Below are 25,937 nucleotides of genomic sequence, written 5' to 3' on the forward strand. Positions count from 1 at the left end.
TTACACACTGTGTAATCCAAGTTTTACGCGATTGTCCACTAACGTTTTAACAATATAAGCAATATCGTCTTCTGTAAAGCGTACACCAAATTGATTTTCGATCAACGTCAATTTAGACGCGACTTGATTGAAAAAGAGAATATTTTCTTGATGGAAACATTTTACATCATCAAAGAGTGGCCGATCTTCTTCTTTTTTTATTTTATCGACTAAAAAAGCGATGTGGATACTCAATGCTTGCATCGCAGTATTTTCTATAATCAATTCATTGTCTCGCCGAATAAATTTTAGGACATCCTCGATCATTAAAAACAATGTTTTGACGTCTATCTCAGGAGTAAAATTCTTTGTCAATGAATCGACCATTTCTGGCAGCGTGATCGTACTGCCAATCAAATCTTGAAATTCTAAAATCTTATCACGTTTAAATAGATCCATCGCAGGAATAAAAGGAATCTTTTGATAATGGATTTCCATCGTCCCGATGATCGCTACGATATCTTTATGTGTCACTAACTGGTCGATCCGATGTTTGAAGCTTTCTCGTTCTAACGACTGCATTTGAATCACTTCATATTCATCCAAATTAACGATTTGCGAAACAACTTCATTCAATCGTTTAGAAACTCCCTCACCAGTAAAACAAGCAACGATGATCACTTTTTTCTCATCTTTCTTAACTGGCTCCTCGAGTCGGACCATTGTTTGGAACATCGTCATCACACTAGTATAAATTTCTTCTAATGATCGACCTAACGTAGCCAGTCGCAAACTTTCCAAGACTAACATCGTACTAGCCATCGAGATCACGCGTGTTCGAATCCCCATTTCATGAAAAATCAAGTTCCCAAAATTATTAGGTGAACCCATATCCGTCATCAAAATAATTCCCTCACCGAATTCTTCTCGTTGTTGTTGGATATAATTTTTAATTTGGCTATACATAGTCTCCGTTCCGACCGTCAAGGGCATATTAAAAGCAAAACCTTTAGTTGTTCCTAATAATTCTTGAACGGTTTCCAACATACTTGAAGCGGTTGATTTACCATGCATCACTACTAGAACAGCCACTTGCCGTTCATCGATTTTTTGTTTCTCATGGTTATCCATTGTTAAAAACATCGTAATAAAGCCAATCTCATCCAATGGAATCATAATATTATAGGCCTCTTCGATCCGATTTGAAAATTCGATCGCGATTTGAAATTCTTTTGAATAATTACGGCGGATATCATTTAGATTTGGATGTGAAATAAATTGATTCCCCCGGATACGTTCGATTGTCGAATTGATATGCAAGGCAAAAGCAAAACGAACTTTTTCATCATACTCGCGTTTCATTCGCTTCGCCGCAAAATCATAAAGTTCATTGACTAGCTTCCAAAGATCATCTGAAATGATCTCGCGATAGGCATTCGTATGCGACAATTCTTCCACATAATTTTCAAAATATTGGTCCACGTCATCAGAGATCAATTCTTCTAGATCGATTTCTGATAAGTTTTCCCGTCCTAATTTTTCAAGTTTATACGTGATTGAATGATAAACTTCCATATCTTTATTTGGATCTTGACCCCAAACCACTTCCTCCGTCCCTGGCTTTAAGGTCAAATAAAGGTTTCGTTTATCCATAAAAGGCAGCATCGCATCTTGTACATCGTTCATTCGCAAAAGACCCTTTTGAACCACTAATGGCAAGTCTTCCTCAATGATCATCAGCTTTTCTGAATCATTGCTCGTTTGATGGTGCAGAAAAGCTTTGGCACAGACCAGCTTTAAATCACGTTTTAGTTGACCAATATTTCCTTCAGCTTGATACAGTAAAAAAGCTAAGAGACTACGTTTGTCGATCGCGATTTCTTGCATCAACCGATTGGCTTCTTGTTGTAAAAACTCCTTGATGATCGCTAATCGTTCATCCAATGAACGCTCTGCCAAGGATGGCAATTCTATTTGCATCGGAATCCTCCGATTGAATGTCGACAAGAATGTCGAACTCGTTTCGGTGGTCGCTCCGATGATTTGGACCGAGGCCTGTTTTTCTTTTCCATCACCTAAAGAACGAAAAGTACCCTTATCAATAAAAGTAAATAACATTTCTTGACCTTCAGGCGGTAAACGATGGATCTCATCTAGAAACAAAATACCACCATCAGCTTTTTCCATCAGTCCTTCGCGGTTTTCTTCTGCACCAGTAAAGGCACCACGCTTTACACCAAATATATGACCATAAAGTAATTGAGGGTTTTGCGCATAATCTGCACAGTTAAAGGTGATAAAAGGTGCGGTCTCAGCTAAAACGTTTGCTGAAACAGCAAAACGATACATGCATTCTGCAAACATTGTTTTTCCGGTTCCCGTTTCACCAAAAATAATGGTGTGTAATCCCCGCGGCGGGTATAAAATTGCTGCTTTTGATTTTTGAATTTGACTTTTCAGTGATTCTTCACGTCCGATCAAATTATCAAAATTAATATGTGTTTCAGCTGTTACACTGGCAATTTGGAATTTAACTGGACGGCCATCGATTTTTTTTACGCGACCTTCTTTCGTTAATTCATTCAGGTAACGGCTAATGTTCGTACGGTCAACATTCATCTGATCTGCTAATGTTTGTGCTGTTTGTTCGTTCGGATTTGACTTTAAAATTTCTAGCACTTCATCTTTTCTTGACTTCACTACAATCCCTCCCGAAAGATACATAAACCGTTTTCATTGTACCTTTTTTTAATTTACATTTCTATAGCTTAGTTACTTGGCGAAAAGGCTATAGTAATATTTTCTAATATTTCCGCAATTTCTTTTTTAGAGACATCACAAGTTAGGTAGTGTTCCAATAGCCCCATTAAGCCGTGCGTAAAAAAGATAGCCGTCAATTCTGGTACATCAACTAATTGCTGGCTTAAATACTCCAATTGTACATGCGCAAAAAAACCTTGTTTATCCGCCTTGAACAATTTACTTAATCGTTCTCTATGGTGATCCACATACTCAAAGGTTCGCTCAATCTTTTGTTGATTATTGTTTCCTCCATTTGCTTCACAATAATGGATTAATTCATCCATTTCATGTCGAATACTTTTTTCCAACAAATCGTCTTTATCAATAAAATGCAGGTAGAACGTTCCTCTATTAATATCTGTTAATTGGCAAATTTGACTAACTGAAATCTCCTCATATGCTTTTTTTTGTAGCAACTGATAAAAAGTATCAGTAATACCTTGTTGTGTTTTTCTTTTACGCCGATCCATAATGAAACTCCATTCAATTTTTAACTTCTGTCTATTTATCAACACTTTTGTTTTTCTGTTGATTGAATAGCATACTATATTATTTTAGTATAGTGTACACAAGTTGATTAATCAACAGCTGTTGATTAATTATAAGGAGTGAAAGAATGAAGGTTTTAATTTATGGTGCTGGTATCCAAGGAAGCTTTTTGGCACATTCGCTCAATAAAGGAGCGAATCACGTCACACTTTTAGCGAGAGGAAAGAGAAAAGATACACTGATCGATAACGGACTAGTATTGAATCATAGCTTGCAACGAAAACAGACCAATGATCAGTTAGAAGTTATTGATACACTTAAAGCCGCTGATCGTTACGACATTATTTTTGTGACGATGAAGTATAGTGACTTCCCACAAGTTATCGACTCTTTGGCGAATAATAATAGTCCGCTGATCGTATTCGTCGGGAATCAATTGGATGCAGCCGCTCTAGAAAAAATAGTGCAAGAAAAAAGTCGCGTCAAAAAAACAATCCTCTTTGGCTTTCAAATGACTGGCGGAACGAATAACTCTAATGGCACTACTGTGTTGCGCTTTGGAAAAGGAAAAATGAAGATTGGGTCAATCAAAACACGGTTCACGGTGCAACCATTATTGGATCAACTTTTTAAACATACAAATTACGCTTGGGAGTATGAAGTACAGATGGATGATTGGCTAAAAAGTCATGCCGTGATGATCATGATCCAAAATTCTTTTGACTATGTCTACGATTCTTCAAATAAAACAAAAAATCCAAGACGCTTGGAGCTTTTAGCTCAAGCTTTAAAAGATGGGAACGATGTATTAGAAACGGCTAACATCGACATTCTGCCTAAGAAACAAAAGATATTGTTCTCTCATCCAAAATTCACTAGAGGTCTATTCACCATTTACTACGGTCTTCCTATTAGTCAAATGGTCCAAGGAGATTTTAAAGAGGTCTATCATTTGATTGATACATTTATGCACTATTCATTGGAAAAGCAGCCTGTACTTAAAGCCTTGTTAAATCAGACAAAAGAAAAATATGAAGCTTCTGTATAATATTTCATTATTATATAGAAGCAAACAACCCCTCCAAACAGACATGTTTGGAGGGGTTTAAGATTATTGCTGATTTTCCATTGCAGCTTTTAAGGCCGCTGCCAATGGACTTTCTTGTGGCTCTTCTTGGTCATTGACTTTTTTTAATAAGCGACGTTCTTCATGTTTTGACATTTTTTTCGAACGCTCTTTTTTATCTAACATTTTTTCTGTCGTTCCATCATATTTACAACGGAAATATGAGCCGTTTTTGCCATCAATGATTTCCATTTTACGGTGACATTGAGGACAACGGTGATTTGAAACTTTCGGATCTTTACGACGACGATAACTACATTCAGGATTCGTACAAATATAGATTTTTCCATCGCGTGTATTTTTTTCTCTTAATGGCTCGCCGCATTCAGGACATTTTTTCGCTGTGATCGAGAAATCTTGATACTTCTTATCGCTATGTTTCACTTCGCTGACTAATTTTTTCGTATCCGCTTCGATCTCTTGTAAAAATTGTTTGCTGCTATACTTACCAGCCGCAATTGCTTCTAGTTGTTTTTCCCATTTTTCCGTTAACTCAGGTGTTACTAATGAGGGATTGACCAATTCTAATAACTGCTTGCCCTTTGGTGAAACGAGTAATCCTGTCGTTGTTCGTTCCATCAACTCTGATTTGATTAGTTTTTCAATGATTTCAGCGCGCGTAGCAGGCGTACCTAAACTATGTTTTTCCATCTGAGCCAAAAGAGTTCCTTCATTCAACGGTTTTGGCGGAGTCGTTAACGCTTTTTCAATTGTAAAAGCTGGTACGATTTTCATACCTTCTGTCCATTGAGTAGATTTTTTAGCTTCTTCAACCATTTTCCAACCAGCCACTAAAACTTTATTTTGACGGAAAGTAAATGTTTCTTTTTGGAACGTGACAGTTACTTTTTGTTGGCTTTCTTTATGCGCGTCTGCAAATAATCCTAGGAAACGAGTCACGATCATATTATAGATACGTTGTTCGTCAGAGGATAATTTTTCAAATCTTGGACGTTGTTCTGTGGGGATCAACGCATGATGGTCCGTTACTTTATTGTCTTGGAAGACACGTGTCTGTTTGACTTGTCCGCCATTTTTGATATAGGTTTTTACTTCTGGTGCAAAATCACTGATTGCTTGCAACCGTTCCTTCATCGTAGCTTTCATATCATTTGTTAAATATTTACTGTCCGTTCGAGGATACGTCACGATTTTATGTGTTTCGTAAAGACTTTGGACAAGCGACAATGTTTTTTTGGCAGAAAATTGATACCGTGCATTCGCTTCACGTTGAATCTCTGTTAGATCATACGGTAACGGTGCTGGCTCTGTTTTTTCTTTTGTCACTATTTCTGTGACAGTCCCTTTTTGTTGCGATAACGCTTGAACAAGTTTTTCGGCAGCTTCTCTTTCAGCAATACTATACGGATTTTTTTGATTTAGTTTCGCTTTTTGGCCTTCCGCTTCAAGCGAGATCACAAAATAGCTTTGTGGACGGAATGATTCGATTTTCTTTTCTTGCTGACGAACCATAGCTAACGTCGGTGTTTGGACGCGTCCCGCTGATAGACTATCTTCATATTTAACTGTTAATGCCCGTGTGACATTCAATCCGACCAACCAGTCGGCTTTTGCCCGAGCCAAAGCCGAATAATAAAGATTGTCATATTCTTTAGCTGGTTTCAATTTTTTAAATCCATCATTGATTGCTTTAGTTGTTTGAGAAGAAATCCATAAGCGTTTGACCGGTTTATTAAAGCGCACGTATTCTAAGATCCAGCGCGCGACCAATTCGCCTTCACGTCCGGCATCAGTAGCAATGACTGCTTCTGAAATATCGTTTCGTTTGGCAAGTTGTTGGATCGATTTTAATTGTCCTCTAGTTTTTGGTAAAGGTTTGATCCCAATCGTTTTAGGAATCATCGGCAATGTCTCCATCTGCCAACTTTGCCATTCTTTGTTAAGGTCTTCGGGCATTTTTAAACCCAATAAATGACCAAGGGCCCAAGTCACGACAACATTGGGTCCTTCAAAATAATTTTTATTTTTTTGCGTAGCGTTAAGCACCTTGCTCAAGTCTCTTGCAACACTTGGCTTTTCCGCTATAATTAGCTGTTTCATAAAATTCCTTTCTGCTTTCAACCGGAAGTGGTTGACCATTCTTTAATAATGCGATACCCCAATATTGTTGTAAATAGTCATCACACTCTTCACACCAGCGTTCATCTTCTTCAGTCCAAAACGCGCTTAAGTAATTGTGTTTCGCATTACTGTATGTATTTTTGTTTTTTAGTTCGTTCCATTGATATTCATAATAAGCAACAGCTGCTTCTAAATCATCGAAAGTCGCAGTCGTTTGGATGTCTCGTTGCCAGTCTTCGAAAAACCACCATGGTTCATTATCGCCGTACATCATAATTACTTGATACATTCTGCTACCCTTCTTTCCATCTCAATCATAGGGACGATGAAATAAAAATTCAAGGAAAATGTTTCAAAATTGCATGATTTCAAGGAAAAAAATAATTTTCTTCAAATTTTCTGAAAAAGTTGCTTTTTTCTTAATTATATCTTATCACAACGGTTGCTGATTTTACATACTGGAAAATAGCGTTATAATGTACAACGGTTTTTAAAATTGAATATTAGTGAAAGAAGGCCTTTATTATTTTGAGTAAAATCAAAAATGCATTATTTCAACCTCGTCAGACTTGGCAAAAAAATCTGATTGTTTTATGGTTTGGTACATTCATGGCGGGGATTGGTTTTAGTTTAGTGATGCCGTTCATGTCTTTATACATTGATTCGTTGGGTAATTATTCTAACCAGCAATTGAATTTTTGGAGTGGGATCACATTTTCTTCTACTTTTCTGATCACTGCCATCGTTTCACCTCTCTGGGGGCGCTTAGCTGACCAAAAAGGTCGGAAATTAATGTTGTTGCGAGCTTCTTTAGGAATGGCGATTGTGATCAGTCTGATGGGGCTTGTAACTAATGTTTATCAATTGATTGGTTTACGTTTACTGCAAGGTGTTTTTTCTGGTTATATCAGCAACGCAACTGCTTTAGTCGCTACTGGCACGCCTCGTGAAAAAAGCGGACAAGTTTTAGGTACATTGGCAACTGGTGCTGTGACCGGAAACTTATTAGGACCCTTAGTAGGTGGCGTGATCGCTTCAATCGTTGGTTACCGCCCAACATTTTTTATCACTGGTAGTATCCTGTTTTTAGTCTTCTTACTTAGTCTATTGTTTGTCCACGAAGAATTTACTCCTGTTGAAAAGAAAGATATGCTTCCTGCAAAAGAAATTTTCCAAAATTTAAAATATCCACATGTCGTTATTGGTATGTTTGTCACTACATTGATTATTCAGGCCTCTAACAATTCAATCAGCCCGATCATTAGTTTATACATTCGCCAGTTAATGCATAATCATGGAAATATCACTTTAATCAGTGGAATCATTGCTTCGATTCCTGGTATCGCTACTTTGATCGCTGCACCGCGCTTTGGTCGTCTAGGGGATCGGATCGGTAGTGAAAAAATCTTAGGGATTGGTTTGATTTTTGCGATGCTCGTCTTTTTACCGATGTCAATCGTTACTAATGTGTGGCAACTAGCTGCATTACGCTTTTTAGTCGGAATCTCAGACGCTTGTCTTTTACCAGCTGTCCAAACGCTGATTACAAAATACTCACCACAAAATGCTGCTGGTAGATTTTTCAGTTATAATCAATCGTTCCAAGCTGCCGGAAATGTCGTCGGACCGATGATTGGTTCAAGTGTTTCTTCTATTTTTGGTTATCGCGGGGTCTTTATTTCGACCTCAGCATTGGTGTTAGTAAATTATTTACTCGTACATCGTAATACAAAAGAAATTGTCGAAAAGAAAAAACAACAAAAAATACAACAAATTCATTAATCGCAAGTCGTATCAATGGCATCTTTTCAGACAAACTCTTATACTAGTGGATGATTCTAATGAAAGAAGTGAACAATATGTTAGACGGACAATTAAAATTTTTAGACTTTTTCCTTAACAATACGATTGAAGGAAAAGAAAATGAGGCAAAAGAAATTTTGGTCAAAAGTTTTGCTGACCAAGAAACAGATGCTTTAAGTCTTGGTGATTTCAAAAAGCTCCAAGAAAGTCTATTTCCATTAATCAAACCTGAAAAATTAAACGAAGTAAAAGTCGCAATGGCTCATTTTGCTCAAAGCCTTGCATAAGAAAAAAGCCAGTCATTCTTGACTGGCTTTTTTAAATAAAAATGAGACTTCCTAAATCAGGGAGTCTCATTTTTATTTAGATATATTGTAATTCTTTTGTTTCTTGGTAAGCATGGTCGATCAACCCGCCACCTAAACATTCCATACCATCATAAAAGACAACAGCTTGACCTGGTGTAATCGCACGAACAGGTTCATCAAAAATGACCTCGGCACGATCACCGTCTAATAGACGAACCGTTACAGGCAAGTCTTGTTGGCGATAACGGAATTTTGCGATACATTTAAATTCTTTTGGTTTTGTTTCATTGGTAGTGAAGTGGATTTCACTAGCATCTAAACTTGTAGCATACAATGCTTCGTGATGGAATCCTTGGCCTACGTATAATGTATTCGTTGATAGATCTTTACCAACAACAAACCATGGTTCTTGTGTTTTACCGCCGCCGCCAATACCTAATCCTTGACGTTGACCAATTGTATAATACATCAAACCATCATGGTCGCCCTTTTCTTCCCCATCTAAAGTAACCATTTTACCTTTTTTAGCTGGTAGGTAGTTACTCAAAAATTGTTTGAAATTCTTTTCACCGATAAAACATACACCAGTAGAATCTTTTTTCTTTGCCGTAGCTAAACCAGCACGTTCAGCAATTGCTCGAACTTCAGGTTTTTGCATCCCGCCAAGTGGGAACATTGTTTTTGCTAATTGTTCTTGTGACAATTGGCTTAAGAAATACGTTTGGTCTTTATTATTATCGACACCGCGCAGCATATGCACGACACCATTCGCATCTTTTTCAACTTGGGCATAGTGACCAGTCGCTACATAATCTGCTCCTAATTCCATGGCATAGTCTAAGAAAGCTTTGAATTTGATTTCTTTGTTACACATTACGTCAGGATTTGGTGTCCGTCCTGCCCGATATTCGGCTAAGAAATATTCAAATACACGATCCCAATATTCCTTTTCGAAGTTGACAGAATAATAAGGAATTCCGATTTGCGCAGCGACTTTCGCTACGTCCTTATAATCTTCTGTTGCGGTACAAACACCGTTTTCGTCAGTGTCGTCCCAATTTTTCATAAAAATGCCGACCACATCATAACCTTGTTCCTTTAATAACAATGCAGTTACAGATGAATCGACGCCGCCGCTCATTCCTACGACGACTCGTGTGTTGCTGTTAGACACAGTATCACCATCATTTCAAAATAGATTCCGAAAATTCTACGATTTGAAGGTCGCAACTTTTCAGTAAAACGAATTATACAACATAAATCTTAAATTTTCGATAGATAATTCTTCATAATTATTTTTATTTGCTCTTTTGTATTATTTGTATTAATATAAGCAATACAAAGTAGGCGATTAAATGATTCTAGAAATTGATCCACATTCTGAAGAACCAATCTATTTGCAATTGAGGAATCAAATCATTATCGGCATTGCACGCGGTGAACTGAAACCGGATGAGCAGCTCCCCACTGTTCGACAATTCGCCGACGAATTAGGTGTCAATACGATGACTGTCTCAAAAGGTTATCAGCAATTACGCGAAGAAGGTTATTTGATTACCGATCGTAGAAGAGGAACTTTAGTTGCTCCATTACCGGTAAAACTTAAAAAGAATTATGAAAAGAATCTGACTTTATTATTGGCAGAACTTTCTTTGACGGATTTAGATGAACACATGATTCAGGAAAAAATCAAAACGATTTTAACTAGCTTTAGAGAGGAGGATATTTGATGTTTTCAACTATGATTTTAGTCATTTTAATTTTTTGTAATTTAGTTATCGCGTTTACCACATCCTTGGCCGCTAAGCCGCATAAACAAGTAATCATAGAAAATACTTTTCCAACCGATCGTTTGAATGATCCCCAAGTTGTTCTTTTTCGTAAAAGTTATCGAAAAAGACAATTTCAGTTAGCTGGTATCCTATCACTCTTAGATCTTATTTTACTGATACCCATGAAAGAATCCATTTTTATGTTGCTCTTTTTCATCCTATTATATTTTTCGATCGGTGCTAGTTACTTATTACAGCTTCGCTATATTCGCAAAGGTCATCAATTGATCGTTGACAATCATTGGCAGCTGGCAGAACAACCTATTCGAGTAGATACAAAATTAGTTGTTGAGAAAAACCGTAAATTAGTTCCAATTTGGTATTTTGTCCCTGCTTTTGGCTGCCTATTTATTTTTACTTTTATTCTCCAAGCAAGTAGTTTACAGAGTATGGCGTGGCTTTTATTGGTGATTGGATTACTTTTACTTTGTTTATTTGTATTGATTTGGCGCTCGATTAGTCACTTACCTGTTCGTGCGTTGACTGATGATTCACACGTCAATCGTCTATACAATGATCTGACTAAATTTTATTGGTCTGCTTATATGATCCTCTCAAGTTTGGCGATCGTATTGATTATTTATCTTCCTTTGCTGACTATGACTACGAATACTAACTTTTTCGTATTCCTTACAATACTAGAGTTTTTATTGATTTTATTATTTTGTGCCCTAACGTTATGGTGGCTATTGCGCTTACGCAAGAAACAAGATCAAGTCTTAGCCCAGTCGAATAGTTTTCGTTATGCTGGTGATGACTACTATTGGCGTTATGGTATGTATTTGAATCCCGAAGATTCTCGCCTAATGATACCTGATCGAATCGGCATGAATATCACAATCAATTTAGGAAAACCGCTGGGTAAAATTTTTCTTGCACTGCTTCCGATTCTGCTGATTGGTGCGATGTTAGTCACAGTGATTCCCTTATACACATTGGATTATCACCCCGATCCGTTAACCTATGAAATGTCCAAAAAACAATTGATTTTAGATGGGCCTTTGACTCAACAACAAAAAATTACTTATGATCAAATCAAAGAGGTGCAATTAATCGATCAGATCCCGCAAAATATTATCAAAATAAATGGTTTGGAAACAGCTGATTACGCACTGGGTAATTTTAAACTTAATGGAAAATCGACTTCATTATTGGTCGACTATCAATCAAAACCCATCTTAAAAATCGTAACCGAAGACCGTGATTATTATTATACAAATAAAGATTCTGCTGAAACTAAGATACTATTCAAGAATCTTCAAGCTCAATAATAAAAAGCGTCAGCAAATTTTGCTGGCGCTTTTTATTATGCTTATTTTAGTCTTTGAATTTCAGTTTCTTTATACGCTGCGATCTCATCAATCAAATTTTCAGAAATTGGCGTTCCAAATGGTAACGGCGTTTTTAAAAATTTTCTTTCTGGCGCATCTACCCCAACATTAATATCTTCGGCAATCGGCATACTATAATTATGAATATGTCCATGTAGATTACGGATATTTACCGTTTTCCCTAATAACATTGGATAATGGGTCAAATAATATTGATGATGGTTAAACTTTACGATCACGCCAACATCATTGAATTCAAACTTAGATTCTCCATTCACTAATTTCGGGTCATGAGCAGCTAAATATTTAAAAAAGGCACGCGAATCATGATTGCCTTTGATAAAAATAATTTTTCCATTTAATTGGAGCAATTGTGCTAAGACTTCCGCAGAGCCACGATCGTATTTAGGATGCATCGCAATATCTCCCAAATGATAAACTGTATCTTTATCGCTGACAACATCATTCCAAGCAGTAATCATCTGTTGATTCATCTCTTCCACCGTATCGAATAAACGTGGAGCAAATTCATTTTCGCCTAAAAGATTCTCATGGAAAAAATGTGTATCAGATATAAAATATTTCATCAAGATCACCTGCCATTTATTTTGATTGTTGGTTTTATTCTACCATCGTTCACCAAAAAAAGCCCCCAATGGTAATCAAAAAGGCTACCAATCAGACTTGGTAACCTTGTTTTAATAAAATAGCTTGGTATTTCATTTTAATGATCGAAATAACGGCTTCCAATTGAGTCAGATCCTCAACTTTAGTTGCATCAAATTCACGAGTTTGTTTAAATGAACGACCCGTATCAATCAAATGAGAGGCTTGATTCCATTTTTCGAATTCAGATAAATTATTCAAATTAGCAATCGGAAAGGCGGCACCATCACAGATTTCCCATAAACGAAATGTTAGAAATGCTGTATCGATCACCTTAAATTTATCCTTCGTCGTTTCAATAATGACTTTTTCTGGCGAATACTTTAAATACCAATCTAATAAGACAAAAAAAGCATGCCAACGATAATCATCTTGAAACATTTTTTGAGTATCTGGCGTATCACGAAAAATTAAAGGCACAAGATATTTTCTTTTATACGTCCAGCAAGGAATTGAATCGATAAAATAATCGACATAACGTGTTAAATAGCTATTTCCTTGATAGTCACTAATATAATAATCATCGACTCCGTAATTTTGGAATTGCTTTGTTAAATAGGCACAATCTTCAATTGAGATCGTCAGTCCTGACAAGACCCGGAAATTAGAAATAATTTTATTGTGCGTTATTGTTTGAATCTTGCGAACCAACTTCTCACCTTCATTTCTAACAATTTTCTTATTATTAGTTTACCACATTCTCTGACACATGGAATTGTAAAGGGTTAAAAATATTTAAAAAAAATGAGCAGATTAGTAAAAATAAGATCAAAAACTATACCTTGCCTATAAACTCGATTCGTCAGTGATTTTTTAACCAATTAAAACGGGCCTTACCGATGAAAACCATCTATCGATAAGACCCGTAGCTGCTTAAATTTCTTCTTTAACAAATAATCCGCGATCAATCATACCATCCATTAAATAGTAGAATTTTTCTTGAATCATTTCTTGTTGACTATCTTTAAAAATATCGACTGTTTTCAAACCATTTGCTGTTGTAACAGACATTTTAAATGTACCTAGATCTTTTGCAACGGTAATTTTTAATTTGAAACCTTCTTTACTTTGGGGTGTTGATTGTAATGGACGAACCAATTGAAAATTGCCTGAACTGGTCTCAGTAAAGCCATTATCACGTAAAGTGTATCTTTTAGCCGTTGGTGCTAATACATAATTGTATTTTGCCCCTTTAATTGTTGCTTGCTTCGTAAATGCCATCTACTCACCTCATCAATTATTCTTTCATTCTTAATTATAGTGGGTACGATCGTGCATTTCAATCTACTTTGTTAGTTCTTTCAAACTCGTGATTAACTGCTCGATAAAATAATCGACTTGCTCAATAGTATTTCCATACCCAAAACTTACTCGAACGGATTCTTTAACTTCCTTTGCGTCTTTTCCATATAAAGCTTCCAATACATGCGAAGGATCGATCGTTCCAGCAGTACAAGCAGATCCTGTAGAAACAGCAATACCGCGCAGATCTAATTTCATTAATAATAGGTCATTGATGATCCCAGTAAATCGCAGATTCAAAACATGCGGTAATTTATTAGCTAAATCACCATTCACATGATAGTCGATTGCTTCAGTATCTAATGCTGATAAAACCTTTGTCGTAAATTGATCATAAAGCTGATTGCGTTTCTCACGTTCTTCTTCTGTCAATAACTCAACGGCCTTAGCCAATCCGCAGATTCCAGCCAAGTTTTCAGTCCCTGCACGACGTTTTTCTTCTTGTTCTCCGCCACGTAATAATGAATCAATATGGACTGCGTCGCTCTTAAACAAAAAGCCTACACCTTTAGGTCCATTGATTTTATGCGCAGAAATACTTAAAAGATCCACTCCTAGTTCATGAGGACGAATAAATTGATTACCATAGGCTTGAACGGCATCTGTATGGAAGTAGGCTGGATGATTTTTTAAGCATTCGCCGATTTCTTTGATTGGCATCAGATTACCAATTTCATTGTTTCCATACATAATAGAAACTAAAATCGTATCTGGACGCAAACTAGCCTCAAAATCAACCATTGAAAGATTTCCTTGATTATCAACAGGCAAATACGTTACTTCAAATCCTTGTGTTTCTAGATACTTCATCGTATTGAGTACCGCAGGATGTTCGATTTGTGTTGTAATCAAATGACGTCCTTCATTTTTTCGTGCCAAAGCTGTTCCTATAATCGCAGTGTTATCGCCTTCGGTTCCTCCACTGTTGAAAATAATTTCATGATATTTCACGCCTAGACTTTTTCCAATAACTTCTCGTGCCATTTCTAACTTTCCAGCTGCTTGTCGACCAAAAGAGTGAACACTTGATGGATTACCAAAGGTTTCATTCATCACGTCGGTCATCGCTTTAATCACTTCTGGATGCATCGGTGTTGTCGCTGCATGATCTAAATAAATATTTTCCACAAATTCTCGAACCTTTCTGTACGCTGAGCTCTCAAAATTTTCTGCTTTTTCATCAATAAAGCTAAATGGTAGAGTTTAGCAAGAATAATTTTTTTACTAATGATTAATTTTTTAGTAGCAAAAAGGGCATTGCTGCCCTTTTATTTATAATCTTTTCGTTCCATTGTAAATAATGGACTCACTGATTTTTCAGAATGTATACGTTTGACCGCTTCACCCATTAATTCGGCACAACTGATAATCGATAGATTTTCAGGATGACGTTCAGGAGCTGTAGATACTGAATCTGTGATACAGATATCTTTAATGTCTGCGGCATCTAAATTGGCTTTAGCCGGTGGAGACAATAAACCGTGTGAAGCACAAGCAACGATTTCTTTTGCTCCAGCTTTCTTCAATGTCTTCGCTGCATTTGAGAATACTTCACCAGTATTCAAGATATCATCGACCATGATACAGCAACGGCCTTCTACGTCACCAATGACATACCCTGATTCAGGATCTGTTTCATCTGCAACATCAATGATTGCGATTGCTGCATCTAAATATTCCGCTAAGCTGCGAGCACGTTGGACGCCACTGTTTTTAGGAGAAACGACAACATAATCATCTCCAACCATTCCGCGGCGACGGTAATAATGTGCGAACAATGGCATTGTAAATAAATTATCCACTGGAATATCAAAGAATCCTTGAACTTGGACAGTGTGTAGATCAAGTGTCAATACTCGTGTTGCGCCTGCATTTGAAAGTAGATTAGCAATCAATTTAGCAGTGATCGGTTCATGTGGTTTAGCCGTACGATCTTGTCTTGCATACGCATAATATGGTAAGACCACATTGATTGATTTCGCACTTGCACGTTTCAATGCATCAATCATGATCATCAACTCTAAATAAGCATCATTGACTGGCTCGTTTGTTGATTGGACTAAATAAACATCAAATCCTCGAACAGTTTCTTCTAAATTGATCGAAATTTCTCCATCACTAAATTGTTTGACTGTACTTTTTCCTAACGATACGCCGCAAACATCGGCGATTTTTTCAGCTAACGGACGATTGCCGTTAAGACTAAAAATTTTAAACTTTGCATTACTTTCTTCAGACATGGTGACCCTCCATCTTTTGGTAATATCATTTTAACATATTTTTTGCTATTTATTATGAATTTTACTTTTCATTAATAAAGATGCGGAAAAGTCTAATTAAGTCTTTATTTAGTAAGCTGTTTCATTTTGAAACACCAAAGAAATCGTACCATTTCCCCATTTAGCGGGAATGATCGCCTCATTATTCCCCCAGTTATCATGCACCTTATAAAATCTTTCGCCATTAGCTGTTTCCATGAACCCATGCACCACGAACCAATGATTTTTGTAGGTACTGCCGCGTAGATACATCAATCCGATCATCACCGGTTCACCATTTAAGATTCGTTTGGTTACTCGTTGCCAACTGCCAACTAATGTCTGTCTTGCACGATAAGGAATTTTATAATAGCGGAAAAAATGATTCAACCCGAGCGTGAGTTGTAAGGAAACCGTCGGCAGATCAATCGGTTGTACCCAACGTTGTAGTTGTTCAACTATTTGCTCCGACTTTGGATCATCTTTTTTCCGACTATTTTGCGGTAAGCAACGCGGATCGATCTTATCGTACCAATAAGCTAAAAGCACACTGCTGGCATATGTCCCATACAGAAAACCTCTTGGCGTTTTCCAATTACGATAGTTCTCAAATGAATCTAGTTCTATCCATTGATCAAATGCATACGTCATTTATTTTTTCACCCCATCATTTTATATAGTTATACCATATTTTAGAATTATTTCATGCTCTATGCTTCAGGATGTGTTAACAATTTTAACTGAAAAAATTGGTGCAAAGTGTCTTTTCTAGGAGTCGTTGAATAAATGATTTATGATATTATAGAAAGAATAAGAAAGTATAAGGAGTTGTCACTTTATGAACAAAGCATTAATCAAAAAAGATTTATACGAAGCCGTCAACGGCGAGTGGATCGAACAAGCTGAGATTCCGGCTGATAAACCGGCTACCGGCGGATTTCAAGATTTAGTCGATGACATCGATGATCTATTGATCACAGAGACTAAAAAAATGAGTGACTATCCGTCTACGATTCCCAATCATTTAATGCGTGAGTACATTGCTTATTTCAACTTAGCTAATGATTATGAAAAACGTGATCAAGATGGTGCAGCACCGCTTCTTCCTTTATTAGAAAAAGTAGCTTCATTAGCCAATCTAACCGATTTGAACGATCAATTAGCTGATTGGCTACTCGCAGGCTTGCCATTACCGTTTGGAATCGATGTTGATGCAGATATGAAAAATACAAAAATCAATGCACTATTTGCTGCTGCGCCTGGACTGATTTTACCGGATAAAACTTACTATCAAAAAGATCATCCCCAAGCTCCGCAGTTATTAGCGATTTTCAAAGAAATGACGATCAAATTATTTACTTTAGCAGGCTACGATTCAACACAAGCAGAAAAAATTACAGATGAGGCTTTAGAATACGATCAGCTTTTAGCCCCTCATGTCAAAAGTGCGGAAGAAAATGCGGACTACAGTAAAATGTATAACCCTGAAAGTGGTGAAGCGTTTGCCCAACACAGTACACAACTTGACTTAAAACAGTTGCTCATCGAAATCATCGGTGAATTACCTGAAAAAATTATTGTTACTGAACCAGAATTTTTTACACAGCTTGATGAGTTAGTAAACCCCGAAGTCTTTCCGAAATTAAAAAGCTGGATGCTCGTTATGACGGCCAACGCACTGACGGGTTACCTTAGTGAAGAGTTCCGCCAAACTGGTGGCATATACAGTCGAGCCCTATCTGGAGCACCTGAAGCACGCCCTAAAGAAAAAGCTGCCTACTACTTAGCGGCTGGTCGTTTTGATCAAATCGTCGGCGATTACTATGGAAAAAAATATTTCGGCGAAAAAGCGAAAAATGATGTAGAACAAATGGTCCAACAAATGATCGCCGTTTATCAAGACCGTTTGAGCAATAATAATTGGCTCAGCCAAGCAACGCGCGAAAAAGCGATTTTAAAATTAAGCACACTTGGGGTCCACGTTGGTTACCCAGAAAAAATCCCAACAATCTATACACAATTCAAAGTAACACCTGCTGAAGCTGGCGGCACACTACTTAGCAATGCTTTACAATTCAGCCAATTGAAACGTAAAGATAATTTTTCAAAATGGAATCAACCAGTCGAACGAGACGAATGGGAGATGAGTGCCGATACCGTAAATGCTTATTACCACCCATTCAGAAATATCATTGTTTTTCCAGCTGCTATTTTGCAAGCACCTTTTTACAGTTTGGACCAATCAAGTAGCCAAAACTTCGGTGGAATTGGTGCAGTGATCGCACATGAAATTTCTCATGCTTTTGACAACAATGGTGCTCTTTTTGATGAATACGGCAATCTAAATAATTGGTGGACAGAAGCCGACCAAAATCATTTTCAAACACTAGCAGATCAAATGATTGCTGAATTCGATGGTTTAGAAATTGCTGGCGGAAAAGTAAATGGGAAATTAACAGTTTCTGAAAACATCGCCGATGCTGGTGGTTTAAGCTGTGCTTTAGAAGCTGCAAAAAAAGATTCTGAAGTTGACTTAGCCGGTTTCTTTATCAATTGGGCAACGATTTGGCGTATGAAAGCCCGCCAAGAATATACTCAATTATTACTATCGGTTGATGTTCATGCTCCAAATAAATTACGCGCAAATGTTCAAGTTAAAAATTTAGCAGATTTTTATCAAACCTTTGACATACAACCAGAAGATCCCATGTTTTTAGCACCAGAAAAACGTGTTCAAATTTGGTAAAAAAAAAGCTTCCTAATCAGGAAGCTTTTTTAATGTCCTTTTTGATAAGACATGAAATATGGAAAGGCCACGAAACCAACTCCACCAACAATATTGCCTAAGTAAACAGGGATAATATTTGCAAAAAATGCTCCCATACCTAAATGCCCCTCAATCATCGCATCTGATAAAACAAACATATTAGCAACGCTATGCTGAAATCCTAATAAAACAAATATCATGATTGGAAACCAGATACCTGCAATTTTACCCATGGAATCTTTACAGCCGTAACTTAACCACACACCTAATCCAACGAACCAATTACAGCCGATCCCAGAAACAAATGCTTCAATTGGAGTAGCTGCTGTTTTTGCATCACTGACTACTAGCATTTCGTGTAAAAAAACACCCTTTGAAGTCAGTCCAACGATATGTCCAAAGAAAAATGCAACGAATAGTGCTCCTACAAAATTAGCTAGTGTAATTACCAACCAGTTTTCTAATACATCTTTCAACCTAATTTTTTTATTTAACCACGCTAAAGAAACCGCCACCATATTTCCGGTAACTAATTCTCCTCCAGCTAACAAAATAACAATCAACCCAATCGGAAAAACAGATGCTCCTAGAAGTGTTCCTAAGAAACTTAATTCTTCTGGTGTGGTTGCTACGATTTTCATATAAGCGATGTAGCCTAGTGAGATCATTGCACCACCGATAAAACCTAATAATAACTTAGCAACTAGATTTTTTTTAACTTTTTCGATTCCTTTTTGCTCACAAATAACTGCTGTTTCACTTGGCGTATACATCAAACTCCCACTTTCTTAAATCGTTTTCTTTTTGTTGTTTTATCTTACTATTTTTTTCACAAACAAGAAAGAACTTTTTTAAAGAAACGTTTGTTTTTATTCAGTAAAATCAAAAGATTGTTTACTATTTGATTCTGTGCTACTATTTTTGCGGGGCTTTCCCTTAAAATAAATCAGAGTAGGAAATAAAGCGTTAAGTGCTGAAGGGATGGGATGTTGCCCTTTGGACGAAAGACTTGGTTTGGTCTGCGGTTTTATTTTCGCATTCGCTGCATGCAGATGTAGCAGCTCTATAAGGAGATGCTAGAAATGAAAAATCAGAAACACCTCGATGCTAGAAGCATCACAACAATGGCGTTATTGATCGCCATGATGGTCACATTGTCTCGTTTATTAGGAATTGAGACCCAATTTTTAAAAGTCAGTTTTACATTCATTCCAGAAATTATCATGGGGATGCTCTTTGGGCCTTTATGGACAGGAATTGGTTCTGTAATTGCTGATTTTATTGGTATGGCACTTTTTTCAAAAGCGGCCTTCTTTATTGGTTTTACTATCAATGCTTTTCTGGAAGGGGCTATCTATGGTTATTTCTTCTATAAAAAAGAAATCACTTGGAAAAATTCGATTCAATCTGTTTTAGCAACCACGATTTTGATCAACTTGATTTTGACACCGTTGTGGTTGGCGATGATGTATCATGTTCCTTTGAATAGTTGGTTGATTTGGGCACCGCGTCTGATCAAAACAGTTATTTGGATTCCTATCCAAATCGTCATTACTTATTTCTTAGGCGGCGTACTCCCGTATAAACAATGGATCGCACGTTTTAACCGTGCTCATTAAAATAAATAATCAAACCTTTAAGCTGAGTATTTTCAGCTGCATAATAAAAAATCCCATTAGAAGTCAGTATTAGCGCTGACTTCTTTTTTTGTACCTTTCTTCTCAAGCGGATTGATCGCTAATGATTGAGGAACGCGCTATGATTAGACAAATCTATTTAGAAAGCTGGGAGAAATATGAATAATTCTGATGTGTTGTTAGTTGCTAAAGATTCATCGCTGTACTTTTTCCCTGCCTTAAAAAATATCAGTGTTTGTTCAGGGAAAGATTTGCTTAATGCCAAAAAAGATTTTTCAGCGTCTTATCTAAAAAATTTTCATTTGATTATTTTTTTAGACTATGGTTTCGAAGTCGAGATGGCAGCTAAGATTCGCCCTTTTACAAAAGCAAAAATTATTTTATTTTTCTGGAACCATTTCAAACTGGAACATTACCGAAAACTAAATGCCGCACAAAAAGAACCAGCCATCGACAGTATTTATCATTTTGATCCATTGGAAGCTCGCGATCTAGGTTTATTGCATAATAGTTCCTTTTATACCCAGGCGATCGCGTCACCTGCTCAACATTTTGACTATGATATTTTTTTTGGTGCTAATGACAATGGAAGAAAACAACAAGCTTTAGCATTGAAAAAGCAATTTGAGCGATTAGGACTTAAACCGCTCTATCATATTCTTTCTGGCCATGGAAACGAACATGCGGATTATTTACCTTACAGCGAGTACCTAAAATTAGTCAATAATAGCCAAGCTATTTTAGAGATTTTACGAGCTGGACAATACGGTGTCACATTGCGGACCTTTGAATCGATCTTTCTCCAAAAAAAATTGATTACAGCAAATGAAATGCTGCCTTATTATCGACTTTATGATGCTAGAAATATATTTATGCTTGAAACCGATCTAAGTAAATTGACTGCTTTCTTGAATATTCCTTATCAACCGGTTGATCCAATGATTTTGTCCTTTTTCGAAGCAGAAAATTGGGCCAAACGCTTTATCGATCATGATGCTCAAATTTTTGCTGAATTTGAATATTACCCAGAGCTGATGGCTCATCAAAGTGCGCTATAAATAAAAAAACAGCCAAAACTTTCAAAAAGTTTTGGCTGTTTTTTTTTAATTATTTGTTTGCACGTTTTTGGTACGTACCTTCTTGAGTATTGATTTCTAGCATTTCGCCGGCTTCAATAAAGTCAGGGACGTTTACGACTAATCCTGTTTCCATTGTCGCTGGTTTACCTGAACCAGTAACAGTTGCACCTTTGATTGATGGTTGTGTTTCAACCACTTTTAAGACAACTGAAGTTGGTAAAGTTACGCCAATAACTTCGTCGCCGAAGAATTGAATTTTAACTTCCATGTTTTCAAGAATATATTTCATTTCTTCTTCAACTGTAGTAACTGGGATTTCATATTGTTCGTATGTTTCTAAATCCATGAAAATTGCCATATCATCTTGGCTGTACAAATATTGTACTGCTTTTGTTTCGATCATTGCTTTTTCAAATTTTTCTTCTGGACGGAACGTTGTATCATACGTAGAACCTGAGCGTACGTCACGTAATTTCATACGCATAACTGTATTCCCTTTACCTGGTTTGTGGTGGCTAGCATCTAATACTTTGATTAATTTTCCGTCTTGTACGAAAGTCATGCCTGCTCGTAAATCACTTGCTGAAATCATTAATAAACACTCCTCATTTGTATATCATTTTCTATGAAATGAACCTTATTCATTGTAGCAAATAACGTTTATACTTACTAGGAAAAATTATTGAAGCTATTTTGCTTCTTGAATCCGGAAAAATTTTAGTTTAGGTAATTGATTCAAGGTTACTTCTAATGAAGGTCCCATCAATAGTAAGACAATTAATGTTCCCCATCCGATATGGCCGCCCAATAAAAAACCAGTCAAAAAGATCAACGCATCTAATATGATTCTAGCCGTTTTGACCGAGCTTTTGATCAGACGTTTAAGTAAGATCATCAATGATTCATACGCCGCAGAACCCGCATCTGCTAATAAATAGATTCCGGTTCCGATACCAAAAATAATCGATCCTGTAATAATTGATAGATAAGCTGTTCCACTCGGGATCGTGTGTAAAATCCCTAACCAATCTAAAATATTTAAACAAAAGCCTAAGCCAAAACTATTGATGATACTGCCTATTCCGATCATCTTTCGATCATAAAAGAAAACTACAATCAAAATGATCCCATTAAACAGCATACTGACTGTTCCAAATTGAACAGATACATGTTGCAGAATCCCTAATACTAATGTACTGATGGCATCCGCGCCTAAGCCGCTGACAACGATCAGACGAACACCTACTGCAGCGATGAAAGTCCCCACAATTGTGAATATAATTTGTTTCGTTATATTTGGTTTGATAATCTTACGCCTCACTTTCTCTTAAAATGCTATTTTAACGCATAAATTAGGCATCAAACAAGTCTTTGTTTGATGCCTCATCATTTTTTATTTAAAAATTAGTTCCATTCTTTCTTTAAACGCAATTTATAACGATTGATTTTTTCTAACCAAGGTTCCGCTGCTTCTTTGACTGCACAGTATTTGTCTACCATCGTCACGATGTAACTTTCTTTGTACTTTGGCGGAGTAATCGTTGCTCCCCACATATGTTTGATGATGATGTCGCGTTCAAGCTCAGATAATTCTGTGATCTTTTCCGCATTTTTGACTGCAATTCGCGGATGCATATAAGCATGCGAGCCTTCATCAAATTTTGTCGTTCTCCAGTCGTAATAGAACAAATCATGAAGTAATCCTGCACGAGCTGTTGCTTTTGCATCTCCATGGAATTGTTTGGCTAATTTGTAACTATTATATGAAACACTAATAGAGTGTTCTAAGCGAGTCGAATTCATATGTTGAGTATAATTTGCTAACTTTTGTACTTCTTCAGTGGCTAGTAAATCTTCAATATAGGAAACGTATTCCTCGTCTTCACGCCAGTTTTCCGCCATAGATTAAATGCCCCTTTTCTTGTTTCTGACAATAATTATAGCACGGTTAGAAAAAGTTGGATAGGCTTCCATCTAGCTAAGTACGAAGTTTAACAGTTCCTTAATAACAGTTACAAAATTGTAAAGACTTATTTTATCAATTGGAACATTACAATACCTGCAGCAATCGCTACGTTTAAAGACTCTGCTTTTCCCTTGATCGGAATATATAAATTCTGGTCGGTCATCGCTAAAAGTTCCTCAGACATCCCTTGACCTTCGTTGCCCATAACCAAGGCAAAGTCTTCTAACTGTTCTACACTTGCATAAGATTTGGCATTTTTATCTAATGCTGTTCCATAAACAGTTGAGTCAGCTTGTTTGAATCGTGGAATCAATTCACTCAATTCTTCACTGATCACTGCTAAATGGAATAAGCTGCCTTGAGTACTGCGTAATGTTTTAGGATTGTATAAATCAGCACTTCCTTGTCCCAAAACGACCCCAGAAAATCCAGCTGCATCTGCAGTTCGAATCATCGTCCCAACATTTCCCGGATCTTGGACATTGTCTAATAAAAGCCAAGCACCAGAAAGTTCCATTTCATTTTTGATTTCTGGAATCTCAGCGATCGCAATGATTCCTTGTGGTGTTGGCTGGCTAGCTAATACTTTTAAAACCTCATCTGACACAATATAATATTCTGTTAGATTGTTTTCGATCCACTCAGACCATTCGGTTAATCCTCGCTGATTGATAAAGATTTCTTTTAAAGGAATATTTGCGGCTACTGCCTCTTGGATTAAATGAAAACCTTCCAATAAATAGCTCTTTGTTTGTTGACGATATTTTTTTTGTTGCAATTTTTTAGTTTCTTTGATTAGTGCATTTTTACTTGATTGGATTTCTTTCAAGTATTTCACCCCGCTTGATAATTGATTGTTCTATTTAAATATTCTTTACTTTGTTGCTCCGCATGCCATTATAGCACGTGAATTCTTGTAACAACTAATAAAAATCGCTATCATAGAAGATAAGAAAATAAATAAGGAGGTTTTTTTATGAAAATACATTTGAATGTGACTGGACGTGTCCAAGGTGTCGGTTTTCGTTATACCACTCAGCAAATTGCTACTGAAATCGGCGTAACAGGAACTGTTAAAAATGAAAGCGATGGCAGTGTAACGATTGAAGCTGTTGGCACCAATGAACAGATCCAGCAATTTTTAGAGAAACTGAAACAACCGCAAAATCCTTTCGCCAAAGTTGCACATATCGAACAGCAAGAAGACGCTACAATCAAAGATTATGACCAATTTAAAGTCGTCTATTAAAAAATTAACAAGGTTCCCTGATTTTTTCAAATTAGATTGAAAAGGCTTGTATTATCTAGTATAGTAATTCCTGTATAAATTTTTATTAGCAGAGGAAGAATTTAATGACTAAATTTAAAAATTGGCTTTTAGGCTCCGGTTTGCTAGGTGTCCTTTTACTCCTTTCGGGTTGTGTTCGATCGGATAAAAATGGGAACCCTGACACATCCGGTCTCGTGTATCGGACGTTGGTAGTTCCTTTAGAAAATTTCCTTAACTGGATGGTTCACAACTTCAATTGGTCATACGGTCTGGCGATCATCGTGTTGACGATTATTGTCCGCTTGATCATCTTACCTTTAGGAATCCACCAATCCAAAAAATCATTGATTCAAACAGAGAAAATGCAAGCGATCAAACCACAAATCGATGCGGCTCAAGCAAAAGTAAAACAAGCATCCACTCAAGAAGAACAAATGGCAGCCCAACGTGAAGTTCAAGCTGTCTATAAAGAAAACAATATGAGTATGATGGGCGGAATCGGATGCTTACCTTTATTGATTCAAATGCCGATTTTCTCAGCATTGTACTATACAGCTCGTTTTTCTGAAGGGATGCAACACTCTACTTTCTTAGGGATCGATTTATCTAAATCAAGTATGATCTTAGTAGTAGTTGTCGGAATCGCTTATTTATTACAAGGCTATATTTCATTGATCGGTGTTCCAGAAGAACAAAAGAAAACGATGCGCAGTATGATGATCGCATCTCCATTGATGATCGTTTTCATGTCCTTCACTTCTCCAGCCGGAGTTGCTTTGTATTGGGTAGTCGGCGGGGTCTTTAGTTGTTTGCAAACATTTATTACAAATGTCTTGATGCGTCCTCGTATCAAAGCAAAAGTTCAAGAAGACTTAAAGAAAAATCCACCAAAACAAGTTGTTACGCCAACAATCAAAAAAGCTGAACCTGTGAAAACAAAACCAGCAAATCTAAATCAACCTAAAAACAAAAAAAATACGAACAACGGATGTAACGCCGGAAAGCAACAACATAAATAATAAATAACCACCAGCGCTAAATAGTGCTGGTGGTTTTCTTTAAATAAAAAAAGACGACTCCTAAGAGCCGTCTTTTTTTTTACAATGATAACCTGTACGGGATTTGAACCCGTGCCTCCGCGCTGAGAACGCGGCGTCTTGACCCCTTGACTAACAGGTTATGTCCAACAAAAAATAGTATACTGCTAAATTTAATTTTTAGAAAGGATTTACCCTTTTTT

At 36.8% G+C, this 25,937-nt stretch carries 26 protein-coding genes, 1 tRNA gene and 1 riboswitch; of the genes, 10 read left to right on the forward strand and 17 right to left on the reverse strand.

Annotation, left to right across the window (positions count from 1 at the left end):
* Entirely contained in the window at positions 1-2,679 is a 2,679-nt protein-coding gene (locus ACQKTA_RS05800; protein ID WP_427813090.1) for a sigma 54-interacting transcriptional regulator, read from the reverse strand.
* A gap of 68 nt (positions 2,680-2,747) precedes the next feature.
* Complete coding sequence (locus ACQKTA_RS05805) at positions 2,748-3,251, reverse strand: TetR/AcrR family transcriptional regulator (RefSeq protein WP_427813091.1); 504 nt, start codon at positions 3,249-3,251, stop codon at positions 2,748-2,750.
* Positions 3,252-3,397: 146 nt separating this feature from the next.
* On the opposite strand from ACQKTA_RS05805, the gene ACQKTA_RS05810 reads away from it, so the two are divergent.
* Positions 3,398-4,318: a ketopantoate reductase family protein gene (locus ACQKTA_RS05810; RefSeq protein WP_427813092.1), complete on the forward strand. Its 921-nt coding sequence runs from the start codon at positions 3,398-3,400 to the stop codon at positions 4,316-4,318.
* 63 nt (positions 4,319-4,381) lie between these two features.
* Here ACQKTA_RS05810 and ACQKTA_RS05815 read toward each other — a convergent pair whose 3' ends face one another.
* Together ACQKTA_RS05815 and ACQKTA_RS05820 are read right to left on the reverse strand one after the other, a co-directional pair.
* Positions 4,382-6,457 carry a DNA topoisomerase III gene (locus tag ACQKTA_RS05815; RefSeq protein ID WP_332580888.1) on the reverse strand — a complete coding sequence of 692 codons (2,076 nt, stop codon included), beginning with the start codon at positions 6,455-6,457 and terminating at the stop codon, positions 4,382-4,384.
* Positions 6,396-6,767, reverse strand: a complete 372-nt coding sequence (locus tag ACQKTA_RS05820; protein ID WP_427813093.1) for a DUF1033 family protein — start codon at positions 6,765-6,767, stop codon at positions 6,396-6,398. The genes ACQKTA_RS05815 and ACQKTA_RS05820 overlap by 62 nt, the downstream gene beginning before the upstream one ends.
* Positions 6,768-7,006: 239 nt before the next feature.
* Between ACQKTA_RS05820 and ACQKTA_RS05825 the strand changes: the two genes are divergently transcribed.
* Both ACQKTA_RS05825 and ACQKTA_RS05830 read left to right on the forward strand, forming a co-directional pair.
* Positions 7,007-8,260 carry a multidrug efflux MFS transporter gene (locus tag ACQKTA_RS05825; RefSeq protein ID WP_427813094.1) on the forward strand — a complete coding sequence of 418 codons (1,254 nt, stop codon included), beginning with the start codon at positions 7,007-7,009 and terminating at the stop codon, positions 8,258-8,260.
* Between the two features lie 59 nt (positions 8,261-8,319).
* A complete protein-coding gene (locus ACQKTA_RS05830) occupies positions 8,320-8,568 on the forward strand; it encodes a hypothetical protein (RefSeq protein ID WP_332580890.1) in 249 nt (82 codons plus the stop codon).
* A 76-nt stretch (positions 8,569-8,644) separates the two neighbouring features.
* On the opposite strand, the gene mnmA is transcribed toward ACQKTA_RS05830, so the two are convergent.
* On the reverse strand, positions 8,645-9,763 hold the full coding sequence (gene mnmA, locus ACQKTA_RS05835) for a tRNA 2-thiouridine(34) synthase MnmA (protein ID WP_427813095.1): 1,119 nt from the start codon (positions 9,761-9,763) through the stop codon (positions 8,645-8,647).
* Positions 9,764-9,944: 181 nt separating this feature from the next.
* Between mnmA and ACQKTA_RS05840 the strand changes: the two genes are divergently transcribed.
* The gene (locus tag ACQKTA_RS05840; RefSeq protein WP_427813096.1) at positions 9,945-10,319 is read left to right on the forward strand and encodes a GntR family transcriptional regulator; all 375 of its coding nucleotides are present in this window, start codon (positions 9,945-9,947) and stop codon (positions 10,317-10,319) included.
* Entirely contained in the window at positions 10,319-11,692 is a 1,374-nt protein-coding gene (locus ACQKTA_RS05845; protein WP_427813097.1) for a DUF5808 domain-containing protein, read from the forward strand. The genes ACQKTA_RS05840 and ACQKTA_RS05845 overlap by 1 nt, the downstream gene beginning before the upstream one ends.
* Positions 11,693-11,733: 41 nt before the next feature.
* Here ACQKTA_RS05845 and ACQKTA_RS05850 read toward each other — a convergent pair whose 3' ends face one another.
* From ACQKTA_RS05850 to ACQKTA_RS05875, 6 genes are all read right to left on the reverse strand, one after another.
* The gene (locus ACQKTA_RS05850; protein WP_427813098.1) at positions 11,734-12,339 is read right to left on the reverse strand and encodes a metallophosphoesterase; all 606 of its coding nucleotides are present in this window, start codon (positions 12,337-12,339) and stop codon (positions 11,734-11,736) included.
* Between the two features lie 91 nt (positions 12,340-12,430).
* On the reverse strand, positions 12,431-13,069 hold the full coding sequence (locus tag ACQKTA_RS05855; protein ID WP_332580895.1) for a hypothetical protein: 639 nt from the start codon (positions 13,067-13,069) through the stop codon (positions 12,431-12,433).
* A 222-nt stretch (positions 13,070-13,291) separates the two neighbouring features.
* A complete protein-coding gene (locus tag ACQKTA_RS05860) occupies positions 13,292-13,639 on the reverse strand; it encodes a DUF1831 domain-containing protein (RefSeq protein WP_332580896.1) in 348 nt (115 codons plus the stop codon).
* Positions 13,640-13,702: 63 nt separating this feature from the next.
* Entirely contained in the window at positions 13,703-14,848 is a 1,146-nt protein-coding gene (locus ACQKTA_RS05865) for a cysteine desulfurase family protein (RefSeq protein WP_427813100.1), read from the reverse strand.
* 140 nt (positions 14,849-14,988) lie between these two features.
* The gene (locus tag ACQKTA_RS05870; RefSeq protein ID WP_427813101.1) at positions 14,989-15,960 is read right to left on the reverse strand and encodes a ribose-phosphate diphosphokinase; all 972 of its coding nucleotides are present in this window, start codon (positions 15,958-15,960) and stop codon (positions 14,989-14,991) included.
* A 108-nt stretch (positions 15,961-16,068) separates the two neighbouring features.
* Complete coding sequence (locus ACQKTA_RS05875; RefSeq protein ID WP_427813102.1) at positions 16,069-16,629, reverse strand: hypothetical protein; 561 nt, start codon at positions 16,627-16,629, stop codon at positions 16,069-16,071.
* A 187-nt stretch (positions 16,630-16,816) separates the two neighbouring features.
* Between ACQKTA_RS05875 and ACQKTA_RS05880 the strand changes: the two genes are divergently transcribed.
* The gene (locus ACQKTA_RS05880) at positions 16,817-18,724 is read left to right on the forward strand and encodes a M13 family metallopeptidase (protein WP_427813103.1); all 1,908 of its coding nucleotides are present in this window, start codon (positions 16,817-16,819) and stop codon (positions 18,722-18,724) included.
* Positions 18,725-18,753: 29 nt separating this feature from the next.
* Here ACQKTA_RS05880 and ACQKTA_RS05885 read toward each other — a convergent pair whose 3' ends face one another.
* Positions 18,754-19,518 (reverse strand): formate/nitrite transporter family protein, encoded by a 765-nt coding sequence (locus tag ACQKTA_RS05885; RefSeq protein WP_427813104.1) that lies wholly within the window; start codon positions 19,516-19,518, stop codon positions 18,754-18,756.
* A 172-nt stretch (positions 19,519-19,690) separates the two neighbouring features.
* A riboswitch (THF riboswitch) is annotated at positions 19,691-19,792 on the forward strand.
* 26 nt (positions 19,793-19,818) lie between these two features.
* Between ACQKTA_RS05885 and ACQKTA_RS05890 the strand changes: the two genes are divergently transcribed.
* Both ACQKTA_RS05890 and ACQKTA_RS05895 read left to right on the forward strand, forming a co-directional pair.
* Complete coding sequence (locus tag ACQKTA_RS05890) at positions 19,819-20,364, forward strand: folate family ECF transporter S component (protein WP_332580902.1); 546 nt, start codon at positions 19,819-19,821, stop codon at positions 20,362-20,364.
* A gap of 176 nt (positions 20,365-20,540) precedes the next feature.
* Positions 20,541-21,440 (forward strand): oligosaccharide biosynthesis protein Alg14, encoded by a 900-nt coding sequence (locus tag ACQKTA_RS05895; protein WP_427813105.1) that lies wholly within the window; start codon positions 20,541-20,543, stop codon positions 21,438-21,440.
* A 49-nt stretch (positions 21,441-21,489) separates the two neighbouring features.
* Here the strand turns inward: ACQKTA_RS05895 and efp are convergent, their stop codons facing one another.
* The 4 genes from efp to ACQKTA_RS05915 all read right to left on the reverse strand — a co-directional run bounded on the left by efp (position 21,490) and on the right by ACQKTA_RS05915 (position 24,256).
* Positions 21,490-22,053 carry an elongation factor P gene (gene efp, locus ACQKTA_RS05900; RefSeq protein WP_332580904.1) on the reverse strand — a complete coding sequence of 188 codons (564 nt, stop codon included), beginning with the start codon at positions 22,051-22,053 and terminating at the stop codon, positions 21,490-21,492.
* Positions 22,054-22,149: 96 nt separating this feature from the next.
* On the reverse strand, positions 22,150-22,728 hold the full coding sequence (locus tag ACQKTA_RS05905; protein WP_427813106.1) for a YczE/YyaS/YitT family protein: 579 nt from the start codon (positions 22,726-22,728) through the stop codon (positions 22,150-22,152).
* Between the two features lie 137 nt (positions 22,729-22,865).
* On the reverse strand, positions 22,866-23,363 hold the full coding sequence (locus ACQKTA_RS05910; protein ID WP_427813107.1) for an HD domain-containing protein: 498 nt from the start codon (positions 23,361-23,363) through the stop codon (positions 22,866-22,868).
* A gap of 128 nt (positions 23,364-23,491) precedes the next feature.
* Positions 23,492-24,256: a TrmH family RNA methyltransferase gene (locus ACQKTA_RS05915; RefSeq protein ID WP_427813108.1), complete on the reverse strand. Its 765-nt coding sequence runs from the start codon at positions 24,254-24,256 to the stop codon at positions 23,492-23,494.
* A 147-nt stretch (positions 24,257-24,403) separates the two neighbouring features.
* Here ACQKTA_RS05915 and ACQKTA_RS05920 point away from each other — a divergent pair, with 147 nt between their 5' ends.
* Both ACQKTA_RS05920 and yidC read left to right on the forward strand, forming a co-directional pair.
* On the forward strand, positions 24,404-24,676 hold the full coding sequence (locus tag ACQKTA_RS05920; RefSeq protein ID WP_427813109.1) for an acylphosphatase: 273 nt from the start codon (positions 24,404-24,406) through the stop codon (positions 24,674-24,676).
* Between the two features lie 104 nt (positions 24,677-24,780).
* Positions 24,781-25,716, forward strand: a complete 936-nt coding sequence (gene yidC / locus ACQKTA_RS05925) for a membrane protein insertase YidC (protein ID WP_427813110.1) — start codon at positions 24,781-24,783, stop codon at positions 25,714-25,716.
* Positions 25,717-25,804: 88 nt separating this feature from the next.
* Here the strand turns inward: yidC and ACQKTA_RS05930 are convergent.
* Positions 25,805-25,876 (reverse strand) — tRNA-Glu (locus ACQKTA_RS05930).
* Between the last annotated feature and the right edge of the window lie 61 nt (positions 25,877-25,937).

The organism is Enterococcus sp. 22-H-5-01 (assembly GCF_050310005.1).
In the GTDB taxonomy this organism is placed as follows: Bacteria; Bacillota; Bacilli; order Lactobacillales; family Enterococcaceae; genus Enterococcus_A; species Enterococcus_A hailinensis.